Source organism: Pseudonocardia ailaonensis (assembly GCF_039531635.1).
GTDB classification, from domain to species: domain Bacteria; phylum Actinomycetota; class Actinomycetes; order Mycobacteriales; family Pseudonocardiaceae; genus Pseudonocardia; species Pseudonocardia ailaonensis.
Genome location: NZ_BAAAQK010000005.1, coordinates 936,086 through 951,185, shown reverse-complemented (window position 1 = coordinate 951,185; position 15,100 = coordinate 936,086). Strand labels below are relative to the sequence as shown.

Sequence of the window (15,100 nt, the reverse complement as noted above, 5' to 3'; positions counted from 1 at the left end):
GGGGCGTGGCGGTGGAGGGCGGCGAGCGCGACTACGTGCAGAGCCTCGAGCGGGGCTTCGCGGTGCTGCTCGCCTTCGACGAGACCCGCACCGAACCCACGCTGGCCGAGCTCGCCACGGCCACGGGGCTCTCCCGGCCCGCCGTGCGGCGGCTGCTGCTCACGCTGCAGCGGCTCGGCTACGTGGCCAACGACGGCACCCGCTGGCGGCTGACCCCGCGCGTGCTCACCATCGGGCAGCACTACACCGCGTCGAGCGCGCTGATCGAGACCGCGCAGCCGCACCTGCTGCGGCTGGCCGAGCTCACCGGCGAGTCCGCCTCACTCGCCGAGCTCGACGAGTTCGACGCCGTCTACGTCGCCCGGGTCCCGGTGCGCCGCATCATGACCATCAACGTCGCCGTCGGCACCCGCGTCCCGGCCCATGCGACGTCCATGGGCCGGGTCCTGCTCGCCTGGTCCGGCCCCGCGCGGATCACCCGGTACCTCGAGGAGGCGCCGTTGCGCCCCTTGACCTCCCGCACCGTGACCGATCCCGCCGACCTCCGGATGGCGCTCTCCGAGGTGCGCGACCGCGGCTACTCCGTGGTCGACGGCGAGCTGGAGGACGGCCTGCTCTCGGCGTCGGCGCCGGTGCGGGACCGCTCGGGCGCGGTCGTCGCGGCCCTGGCCTCGTCGACGTCGGCGGGCCGGCTCGCGCCGGAGAAGCTCCGCAGCGACACGGTGCCCGTGCTGCGCGAGATCGCCGACGCGCTCTCGACGGAGCTCGGCTACGTGCCGCGTGCGGCGTCCGTCGAGCGCGACGGCTTCTTCTAGAGAACGTCCTTCAGGACAGGCCACTCCGGGATCTCGCCGATCCCCGAGGGCTCCCGGATGTTCTTGACGCGCGTGAACTCCAGCAGGCTCTCGATCGAGTGCTCCCGCCCGTACCCGGAGTCCTTGAAGCCGCCGAAGGGCGTCCCGAGCAGAGCGCGGTTGAAGTTGTTGAGCAGCACCACTCCTGCGTCGATCCGCCGGGCCATCCGGCGGGCCCGGGGGTGGTCGCCGGTGTAGACGGCGGCGAGCAGGCCGTACGGGGTGTCGTTGGCCAGCGCCACGGCCTCGTCCTCCGTCGCGAACGGCAGGACGGCGGTGACCGGCCCGAACAGCTCGTCGCGCGCGATCGCCATGTCCGGGGTGACCCCGGCGAACAGCGTCGGCGCCACCCAGTAGCCCCCCGCGAGCGCGGGATCGGAAGGGACCGGGGCCTCGGCGACACAGCGTGCCCCCTCGGCGAGCGCCTGCGCGATCCCCGCCTGCACCTTGTCCCGGTGCGCCGCGGTCACCATCGGCCCGACGTGTGAGCCGTCGTCCAGCCCCGGCCCCACGCGGAGCCGCCGCACCGCGTCCCCGACGCGGGACACGAACTCGTCGTGCACCCCCTCCTGGACGAGCAGCCGGGACGCGGCGGTGCACGCCTCGCCCCCGTTGAAGAAGGCCCCCTCGACGGCGCCGCGCACCGCCGAGCCGAGGTCCGCGTCGTCGAACACCACGAAGGGGTTCTTGCCGCCCAGCTCCAGCACCGCGGGCGTCAGGCCCTCCGCGGCCAGCTTCAGCACGGCCCGTCCGGTCGCGGTGGAGCCCGTGAACGACAGGTGCTCGACGCCCGGGTGCCCGGCCAGCACGGCCCCGGTCTCCGCCCCTCCGGGCACGACCTGCAGCACATCCGGCGGCAGCACCGTGGCGAGCAGCTCGACGATCCGCATGATCGTCAGCGGGTCCTGCTCGGGCGGCTTGAGCAGCACGCAGTTTCCCGCGGCCAGCGCGGGCGCGCTCTTGCCGGCGGTGTGGATCGGCGGCCAGTTGAACGGGATGATCCCCGCGACCACCCCGTAGGGCTCGTGGACGGTGTGCGCGACAACGGGTCCGAGGTCGATCGCCGCGCCCGGCAGCTTGTCCGCCAGCCCGCCGAAGAAGGCGAACGAGCTGTGGCAGAACCGCAGGTCGAAGTCGCGCGAGATGTGCCGGGGCTTGCCCATCTCCAGCGACTCGAGCTCGGCGAGCTCGTCGACGTGCGCCTCGATCACCCGGGAGCACTCGCCCAGCAGCGCGCCCCGCTCCCGCGCCCCCACCTCACGCCAGACGGCGTAGGCCGCCCGGGCCCGCCGGACGGCGGCGTCCACCTCCACCACGCCGCCGCCCTGCACGGTCGCGATCTCCCGACCGGTCGCGGGATCGTGGACGGCGAAGGGCTGCTCCCCCGACCAGGGCCCCGTCAGGGCCGGCAGAACGGTCATGCGAACGCCGGGATGACCTTCTCGCCGAACAGCTTGATCGAGGCGAGCGCCTTCTCGTGCGTCGGGCCGGTGGGGTGCCGGAAGCGCATCACGAAGTAGTCCGAGTCGAGCTCGGTGTGCCAGCGCTCGATCTCGGAGATGCAGTGCTCGGGCGAGCCGATGATGAAGCGGTCCGGCGCGACCTTGTCGAAGGTGAACTCGTCGACGGACTTGATGTCCGCGACCCACGGGTCGGCGAGCGGGCTGTAGCCGCCGGCCTCGAAGTAGAACTTGTGCGACATCATCAGGTGCTCGGTGTACTCCTCGAGCGCCTGCTCGGTCGAGGGCGCGACCCAGCACTCGCGCAGCACCGCGACCCGCGGCCGGTTGCCGTTCTTGGCCGCGGACTTGCGGTAGATCTCGCCGAACATCTGGAACGTGGGGAGCGTGTTGATCACGTCCGTGACCCACGCGTCGCCGAGCCGCCCGGCGCGGCGCAGGCCCTGCGGCGTCCAGGCGCCCAGCCACACCGGCGGCCGCGGCTGCTGCACCGGCTTCGGGGTCACGCGCATGTTCTGGAAGTGGAACACCTCGCCGTCGAAGTCCAGGTTGTCCTGGGTCCAGGCCTCCTGCAGGAACCGGACGGTGTCCTCCATCAGCGCGCCGCGCTGGCTGACGTCGACGCCGAACGCCGCCAGGTCCTCGCTCACGTAGCTCGCGCCGAGTCCGAGGATGAGCCGCCCGTTCGAGATCACGTCGAGCAGCGCGGTGTCCTCGGTGAGCCGGATCGGGTTGTAGAGGGGGGCGAGGGCGACGCAGCTGCCGACCTTGAGCGTGGTGGTCTCGCGCGCGACACCGGCGGACACCATGAGCGGGTTCGGGAAGTAGCCGTCGGCCTGCTGGTGGTGCTCGGTGATCAGGCAGGAGTCGAAGCCGACCGACTCGGCCATCTTCGCCTCGGCCACGATCTCGTTGTAGACCCGGGCCATGTCCCGCCCGTCCGGCCAGTCCTCGGTGATGGGGAAGATGCCGAACTGGATCCGGGCCATGACCACTCCTTCTGCCGCACTGCAGGGCGAGTCCGGTCAGGACGGTAGGCGGCCTGTGACGGGCGTCTCTATGGGTCAGGGCACAGGCTTGCCGTGACGGCGTTGTGGTCCGTCACAATCCCAGCAGCGCCGCCGCCGTTCCGCCCAGGATCGCGTCGACCTCGTCCTCCGCCAGCCCGGCACCCCGCACCATCGCGACGATGTCCGGGTCCCCCATGTCGTACGGGTAGTCCGTGCCGACGACGACGTGGTCCGCCCCCATCGTCTCGACGAGGAACCGCAGGTGGGCGGCGTCGTAGACCAGCGCGTCGACGTAGCAGCGGCGCAGGTAGTGCGAGGGCGGGTGGTCCGGGATCCGGTGCCGCCCCTCCGGTCGCACGGCCCAGGAGTGGTCCATGCGCGAGGAGTAGAAGGGCAGGTAGCCGCCCCCGTGGACGAAGCACAGCCGCAGGTCCGGGAGCTCCTCCAGCAGCCCGGAATGGATCATGCGCGTGGCCGCGACGGTGGTGTCCAGGGGGTTCCCGACGACGTTCGTCAGGTAGTAGTCCGTCAGCCTGGCCCCGTCGGTGAAGCCGTGCGGGTGCAGCAGGACCGGCATGCCGAGATCGGCCGCGGCGCCGAAGAACGGCCGGAAACGGGGATCGTCGAGATCGAGGCCGTTGACGTTCGTGCAGATCTCCACGCCGCGCATGTCGAGCTGGGACCGGCAGTGCTCCAGCTCGGCCACCGCCGCGTCGACATCCTGGAGCGGCACCGTGGCGAGCGCGACGAACCGGTCCGGATGATCACTCGCCAGCGCGGCGAGGTGGTCGTTCTGCATCCGGGCGAGCCGGCGGCCCAGCGCGGGATCCGTCCAGTAGTAGAACTGCGGCGGCGCCGCGGTGATGGCCTGCACGTCGATCCCGGCCCGGTCCATGTCCTCGATCCGGACGGCGGGATCGGTGAGCCGAGGGGCGAGCGAGGCGAACTGCGTGGCGTTGTACGCCGCCGTCTCCGGGCCGCTGAACAGCGTGAACGGGTCCAGGTGCGCCGGTGCGGGGCCGTCGAGCAGCCGCTCGCAGGCCGGCGTCGCCACGTGCGCGTGCAGGTCGGTCACCCTCACGTGGCGAGCACGTCCTCGATCAGGAAGGCGAGCTGGATCCGCAGCAGCGCCTGGGGGTCCCGCAGGTTCACGTCGAGCAGCTCCTCGATCCGGTGCAGCCGGTAGCTGATCGTGTTGGGGTGCACGATGAGCGACTCCGCGGTGGTGGTCGCCGTGCAGCCGCAGCGGAGGAAGGCCCGCAGGGTCTCGACGAGCGCGGCGTCGCGCTGGACGTCGTAGGCGCGGAGGGGGTCGAGCATCCCCTGCATGAACTCGATCAGCTCCTCCGGCCGCTCCACCTGCAGCAACAGCCGGTAGACGCCGAGCTCGCCGAGCGCGACGACGCGGTCCGTGCGGCCGGCGCGCTGGGTGAGGTTCAGCGCGCCCGCGGCGAGCCGGTAGGCCTCGGCGTAGTCGGTCACCGCGTGGCAGGCGCGGCCCAGCCCGACCGACACGGTGCCGGCGGTGCACGCGGTGCAGTGCCCGCGCAGGCGTTCGGCGATCTCGCGGGCGTCCGGCAGGCCGTCGCCCTCGGGCCAGAGCACGATCACGTCCCCGCCACGGGCGGCGACCAGTGCCTCCGCCGAGGTCGCGTTGACGACGTGCTGGACCTGGGTGAGCAGCCCGGTCGCCTGCCCCCCGGGATCGGGCCGGAGCACCAGCAGGGTGTGCGGCGCGCCGAGGTCCACCCCGAGCTGGCGACCTCTCGACACGGTGGCGGCCGGATCGGCAGGGGTCGTCAGCAGGTCGTCGAGGAACTCCCGCGACAGCCGCCACTCGACCTCCTGGGCGGTGCGCAGCTTGGAGACCGCCAGCGCGATCACGCTCGCCCCGCGCTCCAGCACGCGCCGCTGCCAGGCGGCGCCGGGTTCCCGGACGTCGAACGCCCAGACCCGCCCGGCCGGCTCCCCGGCGAGCACGATCGGCGCGACCAGCCCGGTGCCGTCCTCCACCTCGACCGCCCGGTAGTCCTCCGCCACCCGGGCCCCCGGCGGGGCCGTGCCCGTCGGCTGCCGGCTGGTCGTCGACGCCGCCAGCGGGTGCCCGGCGGCGTCCTCGACCAGCACGTCCGCACCGAGCTCCCGCGCCAGGTACTCGCTGATCCGCCCGAGCGGTTCGCCGGCGAGCAGCAGCCGGACGAGCGTGCCGTGCACGGCCTCGGCCCGCTGCTCGACGCGGTGCTCCTCCTCCAGGGTCGCCACCCGCGCCCGCAGCCGCGTGCGCTCGGCCCGGCCGCGTTCGCGGCGGATCGCCGCCTCCATCGTCAGCGCGGCCTGGTTGGCGAAGGTCTCCATGAGGACGACCTCGTCCGCGGTGAAGGCCCGCGGCACCCTGCTGTAGCAGCTCACCACGCCGAGGACGCCCCCGACGCCGGTCAGCGGCAGCGCGAGGATCCCCCGGTAGCCCTCGCGCACGGCCGAGGCCTCCCACTCCGTGCAGGTCGGGTCGGCACAGATGTCGGTGAGCGCGACCGGCCGCTGCGAGCGGTAGGCGCGGCTCGACGGGCCCTCCGCGGTGGCGCCCGGCGTGATCCGGGGCGGGCGCTCGGCGTTCACGCGGCTCACGTAGTCCGCGGACAGCCCGTACGAGCCCATGATCACCAGGTGCCGTCCGGACTCGTCCGGCAGCAGGACCGAGCAGAAGTCGTAGCCGGTCAGGTGCACGACGGTGCCGGCCACCAGGCTGCCGAGCTCGGCCGGGACCAGCCCGCGGTTCACCGCCCTGGACAGCTCCGCGGCGGCGTCGAGCCAGGCCCGGAGATCGTGGGTGGTCCCGATGTGCTCGTTCGTCAGCGCGGTCATCGGCGAACCCCACCCTCGTCGGTGTGGGGGAAGTCTAGGGCGCGCGTCCAGCCCCCTGGCTGTGTTCGCCCACAACGACCTGCCCCGGACGTTGCCGCTCGCCCCATGGAAAGCGCCTTCGCGGCGCTCCTACCCTCGCTCTGCTCGCACACCTCGACGAGGAGGCCTCCGTGGTCAAGGTCATGGTGCAGCTCTACCCGGTCATCCCCGCCACGCGGACCGAACGGGAGGAGCAGCGGCCGATGGGCCGCAACCGGGAGCGCTACCAGCAGCTGCTCGGCGAGTGGCACGACATCGTCCGCGCCGCCGACCGGATGGGCATCTGGGGCATGGCGACGGTCGAGCACCACTTCCACTCCGAGGGCTACGAGGTGGGCCCCAGCCCGGGTCTGCTCGACGCCTACTGGGCCGCGATCACGAAGAACGTCCGGGTGGGCCAGCTCGGCTACGTCATGAGCGCCCAGAACCCGATCCGGGTCGCCGAGGACACCGCGATCCTGGACCATCTCTCGGGCGGCCGGACCTTCGTCGGCTTCGCCCGCGGCTACCAGTCGCGCTGGACCAACATCCTCGGCCAGCACCTCGGCACCCGTGCCACGCTCTCGCCGAGCGGCTCGCCCGAGGAGAAGATGGCGCTGCTGTCGGAGGCCGAGCGCGCCGGCCGGTTCGCCGACGACAAGGTCAACCGCGAGATCTTCGAGGAGCAGGTCGATCTCGTCCTCAAGGCCTGGGACAACGACAGCATCGAGGCCAAGGGACGCTGGCAGATCCCCTACCCCTACGAGGACGGCATCGACTGGACGATGACGGCGACGAAGGAGATCGGCGCCCACGGGGAGATGGACGAGCAGAACAGGATCCGCCGGATCAGCGTCGTCCCCGCCCCGCTGACCCCGGAGCACCCGCCGATCTTCGTGTCCAGCAATGCGAGCCGCGAGACGATCGAGTACTGCGGCCCGCGCGGCTTCATCCCGACCTACTTCTCGCGGATCGAGCGCGCGTCGGAGTACGGGCAGGCCTATGTGGACTCTGCGGCGGCCGCCGGCCGGAACTACGCGCTGGGCCAGAACCAGGCGCTCGTCCGCTGGGGCAACATCGCGCCGACCATGGAGCAGGCCCGGCAGAACGTGATCGACTGGGACGTCGACGTGTTCCGGGACCTCTACGGCGGCACCACGCCGATGGTGTTCGACGAGGCCAACCCCGTCGACTCGGTGCTCAACAGCGGCCTGTGGATCATCGGCTCGCCCGACGACGTCCGCGAGCAGTATGTCGACCAGTGGAAGCGGCTGCCCGCCGAGTACGTGGTGCTGATCTACCACTTCGCCCAGCAGCCCGCGGAGAGCGTCATCGAGAACCTCGAGATGTTCATGGAGCACGTGAAGCCCGCGCTCGACGAGATCACCTCGTCCTACGGCGGCTGACATGACCACCACCGAGGGCTTCGTCGGTGAGGCGACGATCCGGGACTACATCGCGCGGTTCTCCAACTGGGGCCGCTGGGGTGCGGACGACGAGCTGGGCACGCTCAACTTCGTCGGTCCGGCGCAGCTGAAGGCCGCCGCCGGCCTGGTCAGGCAGGGCAAGGTCGTCTCCATGGCCCTGCCGTACGACGGCGCCGGCCCGCAGACCGGCGGCTTCCGCGCCAACCCGCTCAACCTCATGACGGCCACCGGCACGGACTACTGCAACGGCGACCAGGACCCACTCCCCGGCAGCTGGGGGCCGGCCCGCGGTTTCGGCTACGCCGACGACGTCGTCGTCATGCCCAACCAGGCCGGCACCCAGTGGGACGGCCTGTCGCACATCTTCTTCGAGGGAAAGATGTACCCCGGCGTCGACGCGAGCCGGGTGACCGCGAAGGGCGCCCAGCACTGCGGCATCCAGTCGCTGAAGAACCAGTTCGTGATGCGCGGCGTGCTGCTCGACGTCGCCCGCCACCAGGGTGTCGACGCGCTGGAGCCCGGCTACGCGATCGGGCCGGAGGATCTCGACGGGACCGCCGCGGCACAGGGCGTCGAGATCCGCTCGGGCGACTGCATCGTGATCCGCACCGGCTTCCTCGGCGCCCGCCGCGGGAACTGGGGCGACTACTCCGGGGGCGCCGCGCCCGGCATGTCGCTCCACAGCGCGCCCTGGCTGTACGAGCACGAGATCGCGGCGATGGCCGCCGACACGTGGGGGCTCGAGGTGCGCCCCAACCAGATCGAGCTGTTCCAGCCGCTGCACGTGATCGCCCTGGTGCACATGGGGATGCCCTTCGGCGAGGTGTGGGACACCGAGGCGATCGCCGCGGACTGCGCGGCCGACGGCGTGTACGAGTTCCTGCTCTCCGCCACCGCCCTGCCCATCACCGGCGCCTGCGGCACGCCGCTCAACCCGGTCGCGGTGAAGTAGTGGACTACCGGCTCACCGACGCCCAGCGCGAGTGGCGGGCGCGGGCGCGGGCCTTCGCCACCGAGGTGGTCGCGCCCCGCGCCGCGGCCCTGGACGCCCAGGTCGACCCGGCGGCGGCGTTCTCGTGGGAGATCGTGGAGGCGGCGGACGAGCGCGGGCTCCGGCTCGCACCGCTGCCGCCGGAGCACGGCGGCGCGGGCACGGACTTCCTCACCAACGCCGTGATGCTGGAGGAGATCGCCGCCGCGGACATGGGCATCGCCGTGGTGCTGGCCCAGACCTGGAAGTTCGCCCAGCTGCTGATGGAGCTGGGCACGCCGGACCAGCGGGACCGCTGGCTGCCGCGGCTGGCGAAGAACCCGCGCGGGCTCATGGCGGCCTCGTTCACCGAACCGGAGGCGGGCTCGGACAACGTGCTCACCTACGCGGGTGTCGACGGCGGCATGCAGACCTCCGCGACCAAGGTGGACGGCGGCTGGGTCCTGCGCGGCAAGAAGCACTACATCTCGAACTCCAACCGCGCGGACGTCCTGCTGCCCTTCGCCCGCACGGACCCGAACGCCCCGGTGAAGGACGGGTGCAGCGCGTTCATCGTCGCCGGCGACCATCCCGGGGTCCGGTTCGGCGTGGTGCACGACAAGATGGGCGAGCGCCTCGCGAACAACTCGGAGATCTTCTACGAGGACACCTTCGTGCCCGAGGAGGACCTGCTCGGGGCCGAGAACTCGATCCTGAGCGACGTCGCGCGGCTGCTGCGCGGCTCCAACGCCTACGCCGGGATCTGCACGATCGGCGTCGCCCGCACCGCGTTGACCAGGGCGATCAAGCGGGCGAAGGTGCGAGTGCAGGGCGGGAGGCCGATCATCGAGCACAGCGTGGTCGCCGCCGAGCTCGGCGACCTGTGGGCGAAGCTGGAGGCCGCACGGACGTACGTCTACCGCGCGGCCTGGGCTTCCGATCACGCCGATCCGTTCGACCCCAAGATGGCGGCGGCGCCGAAACTGGTGGCGTCGGAGGTGGCGTTCGAGGTGACCCGGCACTCGCTGGAGATCTTCGGCGGCTCCGGGGTGATGCGCGAGGTCGGCATGGAGAAGCTCCTGCGCGACGCGACGATCTTCCTGCACTCGGATGGCACCAACACGATCATGCGCAAGAAGATCGCCGCCGATCTCGCCGCGCGGACGGACGAGCAGCTCGACCTGTTGTGGGACTGGTGATGCGGGCGGCCGTCCTGTCCGCCTTCGACTCCCCGGTCCGGCTCACCGATGTCCCCCCACCGGTGGCCGGACCGGGCGAGGTGGTGCTCGACGTCGCGGTCTGCGGCGTCGGGCTCACCCTGGAGCGCGCCCGCACCGGGGCGCTCGGCGGCAGTACGCCGCGCGTGGTCGGCCACGAGATCGGCGGCACGGTCGCCGCGCTCGGCCCCGGCGTCACGGGCTGGGCCGTCGGGGACCGGGTGACCACCTCGTTCTACCTCGTCTGCGGGCGCTGCCGGTGGTGCGCCGGCGGCCGGGAGACGTTGTGCGACAACTGGGGCGGGTTCATCGGCGTGCACGTCGACGGCGGGCTCGCCGAGCAGGTCGCGCTGCCGGCGCACGGCCTCGTCCAGGTTCCCGACGAGGTGGCCCTCGACGACGCCGCGATCGCCGCGGACGCCATCGCCACCCCGTACCACGTGCTCACCGCCCGCGCCCCGGTCCGCGCCGGCCGGACCGTCGCGGTGATCGGGGCCGGGGGCGGGGTGGGGATCCATGTGGCCGGGGTGGCGCGGGCGTTCGGCGCCACGGTGATCGGGATCGAGACCGATCCGACGAAGGCGGCGGGCCTGCAGAGTCATTGCGACGAGGTGCGCGAGGAGGCCGGTGACCTGCGCGCGGACGTCGTCGTCGACACCGTGGCCTCCCGCGCCAGCCTGACCGCGGCCGTCGGTGCCGCCGCGAAGGGCGGCACGGTGGTGGTCGTCGGCTTCCAGGGCGGCGTGACCGTCGAGCTGGACCCCACGCCCCTGGTGCTCGAGGAGGTCACGATCACCGGCAGCCGCTACGCGAGCCGCGCCGACCTCATGGCCACCCTGGACCTCGTCGCCCGGCGCCGGGTCACCCCCGTGATCGGCGCCCGCTTCCCGCTCTCGGACGTCGAAGGCGCCTACCGCGCCGTGCAGGACAACGCGGTCCTCGGCCGGATCGTCGTCGACATCGCCTGACACCAGAGGGAAATGCTCGCCGAGCGGGCTCTGTCCTCCGGTCTGCGAGCCCGGATCGGCCGGCGAGGCGGGCAGTGGCGATCGCTCAGGGCGCGACCGCGGCGCGGACGCAGTCCCGCAGCAGCTCCCGGCGGCGCGCGTGCTCGGACTCCGGTTCCTCCGGGTACGCCGCGTACATCGGGCTGACCGGGGACCACGCCAGGGACATCGCGATCACCATGCTCAGCAGTGCCGCGGGCTCCCCCGCCCGCACCAGCCCGGCCCCCTGCGCGGCGGCGAGGGCGGCGAGCTTCGGCGCGTCCTGATGGTCGGGATCGTCGACGAGGTGCCCGGCGGGCCTGCGCTCGAGGCGGGCCCACGTCGCGAGGCGCACCATCTCCGGCCGCACCAGATAGTCGTCGTAGAGACCGACGGCCCAGCCCGCGAGATCCCCGGCGTCGAACGGCACGACCTCGGTGAGCTGCTGGACGGACTCGGCGAACACCTCGTCGAACAGGCCGTCCTTGCTGCCGAAGTAGCCGTAGAGCTGGGCCTTGTTGGTGCGGGCCCGCTGCACGATCCGCTCCACCCGCGCGCCCGCGATCCCGTGCTCCGCGAACTCCCCCACCGCCGCGTCGAGGATCCGCCGGCGCGTGGCGACCCCGCGGGACGTCGACGGCGCGAGAACCATCACGCCACCGTAGCGGACAGAACAGTCGGTTTGCCGTACGCTCCGAACAGACCGAACAGTCTGTTTGGAGGATCTCGATGCGCACGACGACCGGCTGGCAGAGCACGAACGGTTCCACCGACCTGCAGCGCGTCCCGCTGGAGCGGCGGGACCTCCGCAGCGAGGACATCGCGGTACGGGTGGACTACTGCGGAATCTGCCACTCCGACCTGCACGCGATCCACGGCACCACCGAGGGGACGGTCGTCCCCGGCCACGAGTTCACCGGCACCGTCACCGCCGCCGGCCCGGGCGTCACCCGGTTCGCGCCGGGCGATCCGGTGGCCGTCGGCACGATCGTCGACTCGTGCGGCGTCTGCACGATGTGCCGGGCCGGCCAGGAGAACTACTGCCACGAGTTCCCCACGCTGACCTACGGCGGCACCGACCGCGTCGACGGCAGCCGCACGCTCGGCGGCTACACCCGCGAGTACGTGCTGCGCGAGGACTTCGCCTACCCGCTCCCGGCCGGCCTCGACCCGGCGGCTGCGGCACCACTGATGTGCGCGGGCATCACCGTGTGGGAACCGTTGCGGGCGGCCGGGATCGGGCCCGGCAGCCGGGTCGCGGTGGCCGGCCTCGGCGGGCTCGGCCACCTGGCGGTGAAGCTCGCCGCCGCCCTCGGCGCGGAGGTCACCGCCCTGAGCCGCACCGCCGACAAGGCGGCGGACGCGGCGGCGCTCGGCGCCGCGGGGCTGCTCCTGACCACCGATCCCGACGCCATGGCCGCCGCCCGCGAGACCTTCGACCTGGTGGTCGACACCATCTCCGCCGAGCACGAGCTCCCGCCGCTGCTGCGGCTGCTCGCGGTCGACGGCACCCTGACCCTGCTCGGCCGGCTGGGTCCGACCCAGGTGGACATCAGGAACCTGATGGCGGGGCGCCGCAAGCTCACCTCCTCCGGCGTCGGCGGCCGGCCGAGCACCGCGGAGCTGCTGGAGTTCTGCGCCGAGCGCGGCATCACCGCGGACGTCGAGGTGCTCCCGTCCGCGCAGGTCGGCGCGGCGCTCACCCGGCTGGAGAAGGGCGACGTGCGCTACCGCTTCGTGCTGGATCTGTCCGACCTGGACTGACGGTGGTGGCGGCGACGATGGGCCGCAGTCCCGGGCCGGACGCCGCGCGGTCGCAGGCGCCCGGCCCGGATGCTCTACCCGGCGCTGCCCTTGGTGTTCCAGCCGCCGTCGACCGGGAGGATCTCGCCGGTCAGGAAGCTCGCGTCGGCGGAGAGCAGGAAGGCCGCCGCGGCGGCGATGTCCTCGGGCGTGCCGAGCCGCGGGATCAGGTGCGCCGCCACGAAGTTCTCGCGCATGCTGTCGGTGATCCCGGCGAGGATCGGGGTGTCGATCGTGCCGGGGCAGATGCAGTTGACCCGGATGCCGCGCGGGCTGTACTCCATCGCCACCTGCTGGGTCAGGCTGACCACCCCGCCCTTGGCCGCGGAGTAGGCGGCCAGGTTCTCCAGGCCCTTGAGCGCGGCCATCGAGCCGATGTTGACGATCGCGCCGCCGCCGTTGTCCAGCATCCGCGGGATCACCGCCTGCATGCCCAGCCAGACGCCCTTGAGGTCGGTGTCGATCACCAGGTTCCAGCCGGTCTCGTCCAGGTCCACGACATTGTCCGGCCCCACCGAGTTGACGACGCCGGCGATGTTGCCCAGGACGTCGATCGCGCCGAAGCCTCCGATCGCCTCGTCCGTGAGCCGCTTCCAGTCGCCGGGCTTCCGCACGTCCATCACGACGTGCGAGGCCTTACCCCCGTTGTCGACGATCTGCCGGGCCGTCGAGTCGTCCTCCTGCAGATCGCCGATCACGACGGCCGCGCCCTCCGAGGCCAGCCGCAGCGCCACGCCGCGGCCGATCCCCTGCACACCGCCGGTGACGACGGCGACCTTGCCGTCGAACCTGTTCATCGTCACTCCCACCGTTGTTGCCAAACGTCTGGTCGACTTCCGCCCCTCTCACCGTGACGTGTGCCGCCTTTGGCGTCAAGACGCGAGTGTGTAGACGACCACATGTTTGGCAACATCCCTGCCGTACTGAGGAGGCGCACCGGACTTGTGCTGCGGGACCAAGCGCCGGGACGCCGCGGGCGGTTGACTGACCGCCCCCGACCCCGGAGACGCCGATGCCGCCGCACCCGGATCCGACCGACGCGGTCCCAGCCGAACGCCCGACCCGCATCGCCGACGTCGTGGTGGTCGACCCGCGCGACGGGAGCCTGACCCCGCACCAGGACGTGCGGGTCGAGGGCGGCCGGATCACGGCCGTCGGCGCGACGAGCGGGCCCGCCGCCGACGGGGACGTCGACGGCGCGGGGCGGTTCGCCGTCCCGGGCTACACGGACATGCACGCCCATCCGCTGAACCGGCCGGATCCCGTGAACCCGTTGCGGCTCATGCTCGCCCACGGCATCACCGGCTACCGGCAGATGGCCGGGTCCGACGCGCTGCTCGCCCGCCGCCGGGCCGGGACGCTCGACCTCGGGCCCCGCACACCGCGGCTCCTCGCCCTGCCCGGTGACCTGCTGACGCCGATGAACGCCGGCACCCCGGAGGCGGCGGCCGCGGAGGTCGCGCGGCAGGCGGCGGCGGGTGCGGACTTCGTGAAGGCCGCGCTGATCACCGCGGACGTGCTGCCCGCCGCGCAGGAAGAGGCCGCGCGGCACGGCATCCCGGTGCTGGGGCACCTGCCGGCCGGGGTGGATGTCCGGGCCGCGTCGAAGGCGGGCTTCCGCTCGATCGAGCACATCGGGCCGGGGCTCGGCGTCGTCGCCGGCTGCTCGTGCGCCGAGGAGCAGGTGCGCGACGAGATCCCGCGCGGACCCCGGATCCCGCTCCCACCGGTGAAGCTCCCCTTCCTGGACCGGATCGTCGGGCGGATCGTCGCGAAGGCCGTCGTCAACCCGGCGTTGCGGACCACGCCGGCGGCGCTCGCCGCGACCCGGCACGCCCTCGACACCTTCGACGAGGAACGGGCGCGCTCACTCGCCCGGCAGTTCGCGCAGGACGGCACCTGGAACTGCCCGACCCTCATCCGGATCAAGGCGCAACAGCTCTGCGCCGCACCGGGTTTCGCGGCCGATCCCGATCTGCGGTACATGTCGCCGGGGACGCTCACCACCTGGTGGAGGACGGCCGCGAAGTTCGACGGGGCGTTCACCGCGGAGCAGCACGAGATCTTCGAGCAGCTGTGGGAGATGCAGCGGCGGCTCACCCGGATCCTCGACGAGGAGGGCGTCGGGATCCTCGCGGGCACGGACGCCGTCGGCGCCTGCTGGGTGGTCCCCGGAGCCTCGCTGTACGACGAGTTCGCACTGCTCGGCGAGGCCGGGCTGAGCCCCCTGCGGATCCTGCAGACCGCCACCTCCGAGCCCGCGAGGTTCCTCGGCCGCGAGGCGACGAGCGGGACCGTCGAGGCGGGGAAGGACGCGGACCTGACCCTGCTCGACGCCGACCCCACCGCTGCCGTCGGCAACCTGGCGACGGTCAGCGGGGTCGTGGTGCGGGGCCTGGCGCTCTCGTCCGCCGACCTGGCCGCCATGAAGGCCGAGCTCGCGGGCCGGGTGGACTGAGCCGCACCGCCACGACGCACCGCCACGACCCAGCG

At 72.6% G+C, this 15,100-nt stretch carries 13 protein-coding genes; 7 read left to right on the top strand and 6 right to left on the bottom strand.

Translation table 11 applies throughout. The features are described from left to right. Positions 1-5: 5 nt before the first annotated feature. A complete protein-coding gene (locus ABD324_RS13305) occupies positions 6-815 on the top strand; it encodes an IclR family transcriptional regulator domain-containing protein (RefSeq protein WP_344416063.1) in 810 nt (269 codons plus the stop codon). On the opposite strand, the gene ABD324_RS13300 is transcribed toward ABD324_RS13305, so the two are convergent. From ABD324_RS13300 to ABD324_RS13285, 4 genes are all read right to left on the bottom strand, one after another. Continuing rightward, positions 812-2,275: an aldehyde dehydrogenase family protein gene (locus ABD324_RS13300; protein ID WP_344416061.1), complete on the bottom strand. Its 1,464-nt coding sequence runs from the start codon at positions 2,273-2,275 to the stop codon at positions 812-814. The genes ABD324_RS13305 and ABD324_RS13300 overlap by 4 nt on opposite strands. Next, positions 2,272-3,303 (bottom strand): LLM class flavin-dependent oxidoreductase, encoded by a 1,032-nt coding sequence (locus tag ABD324_RS13295; protein ID WP_344416059.1) that lies wholly within the window; start codon positions 3,301-3,303, stop codon positions 2,272-2,274. The genes ABD324_RS13300 and ABD324_RS13295 overlap by 4 nt, the downstream gene beginning before the upstream one ends. Positions 3,304-3,415: 112 nt before the next feature. Beyond that, complete coding sequence (locus ABD324_RS13290) at positions 3,416-4,405, bottom strand: amidohydrolase family protein (RefSeq protein ID WP_344416057.1); 990 nt, start codon at positions 4,403-4,405, stop codon at positions 3,416-3,418. After that, positions 4,402-6,186: a helix-turn-helix domain-containing protein gene (locus ABD324_RS13285; RefSeq protein ID WP_344416055.1), complete on the bottom strand. Its 1,785-nt coding sequence runs from the start codon at positions 6,184-6,186 to the stop codon at positions 4,402-4,404. The genes ABD324_RS13290 and ABD324_RS13285 overlap by 4 nt, the downstream gene beginning before the upstream one ends. Before the next feature lie 170 nt (positions 6,187-6,356). Between ABD324_RS13285 and ABD324_RS13280 the strand changes: the two genes are divergently transcribed. Genes ABD324_RS13280 through ABD324_RS13265 form a run of 4 tightly spaced genes read left to right on the top strand, consistent with a single transcriptional unit; the run spans position 6,357 to position 10,786 of the window. Then, positions 6,357-7,610 (top strand): LLM class flavin-dependent oxidoreductase, encoded by a 1,254-nt coding sequence (locus ABD324_RS13280; protein WP_344416053.1) that lies wholly within the window; start codon positions 6,357-6,359, stop codon positions 7,608-7,610. Position 7,611: 1 nt separating this feature from the next. Further along, complete coding sequence (locus ABD324_RS13275; RefSeq protein WP_344416050.1) at positions 7,612-8,583, top strand: cyclase family protein; 972 nt, start codon at positions 7,612-7,614, stop codon at positions 8,581-8,583. After that, complete coding sequence (locus ABD324_RS13270) at positions 8,583-9,800, top strand: acyl-CoA dehydrogenase family protein (protein ID WP_344416048.1); 1,218 nt, start codon at positions 8,583-8,585, stop codon at positions 9,798-9,800. The genes ABD324_RS13275 and ABD324_RS13270 overlap by 1 nt, the downstream gene beginning before the upstream one ends. Continuing rightward, positions 9,800-10,786, top strand: coding sequence for an alcohol dehydrogenase catalytic domain-containing protein (locus ABD324_RS13265; protein WP_344416046.1), 987 nt, complete (start codon positions 9,800-9,802; stop codon positions 10,784-10,786). The genes ABD324_RS13270 and ABD324_RS13265 overlap by 1 nt, the downstream gene beginning before the upstream one ends. Before the next feature lie 85 nt (positions 10,787-10,871). On the opposite strand, the gene ABD324_RS13260 is transcribed toward ABD324_RS13265, so the two are convergent. Further along, on the bottom strand, positions 10,872-11,456 hold the full coding sequence (locus ABD324_RS13260) for a TetR/AcrR family transcriptional regulator (protein ID WP_344416044.1): 585 nt from the start codon (positions 11,454-11,456) through the stop codon (positions 10,872-10,874). Between the two features lie 77 nt (positions 11,457-11,533). Here ABD324_RS13260 and ABD324_RS13255 point away from each other — a divergent pair, with 77 nt between their 5' ends. Further along, a complete protein-coding gene (locus ABD324_RS13255) occupies positions 11,534-12,568 on the top strand; it encodes an NAD(P)-dependent alcohol dehydrogenase (protein ID WP_344416042.1) in 1,035 nt (344 codons plus the stop codon). Between the two features lie 74 nt (positions 12,569-12,642). Here ABD324_RS13255 and ABD324_RS13250 read toward each other — a convergent pair whose 3' ends face one another. Beyond that, on the bottom strand, positions 12,643-13,404 hold the full coding sequence (locus ABD324_RS13250; protein WP_344416040.1) for an SDR family NAD(P)-dependent oxidoreductase: 762 nt from the start codon (positions 13,402-13,404) through the stop codon (positions 12,643-12,645). A 215-nt stretch (positions 13,405-13,619) separates the two neighbouring features. Here ABD324_RS13250 and ABD324_RS13245 point away from each other — a divergent pair, with 215 nt between their 5' ends. Further along, on the top strand, positions 13,620-15,065 hold the full coding sequence (locus ABD324_RS13245; RefSeq protein WP_344416038.1) for an amidohydrolase family protein: 1,446 nt from the start codon (positions 13,620-13,622) through the stop codon (positions 15,063-15,065). Positions 15,066-15,100 lie beyond the last annotated feature (35 nt).

Bases quoted from the DNA above. Each gene is read 5' to 3' on its own strand.
- ABD324_RS13300 (WP_344416061.1), bottom strand. From the start codon at position 2,275: ATGACCGTTCTGCCGGCCCTGACGGGGCCCTGGTCGGGGGAGCAGCCC.
- ABD324_RS13295 (WP_344416059.1), bottom strand. From the start codon at position 3,303: ATGGCCCGGATCCAGTTCGGCATCTTCCCCATCACCGAGGACTGGCCG.
- ABD324_RS13285 (WP_344416055.1), bottom strand. From the start codon at position 6,186: ATGACCGCGCTGACGAACGAGCACATCGGGACCACCCACGATCTCCGG.
- ABD324_RS13275 (WP_344416050.1), top strand. From the start codon at position 7,612: ATGACCACCACCGAGGGCTTCGTCGGTGAGGCGACGATCCGGGACTAC.
- ABD324_RS13265 (WP_344416046.1), top strand. From the start codon at position 9,800: ATGCGGGCGGCCGTCCTGTCCGCCTTCGACTCCCCGGTCCGGCTCACC.
- ABD324_RS13260 (WP_344416044.1), bottom strand. From the start codon at position 11,456: ATGGTTCTCGCGCCGTCGACGTCCCGCGGGGTCGCCACGCGCCGGCGG.
- ABD324_RS13255 (WP_344416042.1), top strand. From the start codon at position 11,534: ATGCGCACGACGACCGGCTGGCAGAGCACGAACGGTTCCACCGACCTG.
- ABD324_RS13250 (WP_344416040.1), bottom strand. From the start codon at position 13,404: ATGAACAGGTTCGACGGCAAGGTCGCCGTCGTCACCGGCGGTGTGCAG.
- ABD324_RS13245 (WP_344416038.1), top strand. From the start codon at position 13,620: ATGCCGCCGCACCCGGATCCGACCGACGCGGTCCCAGCCGAACGCCCG.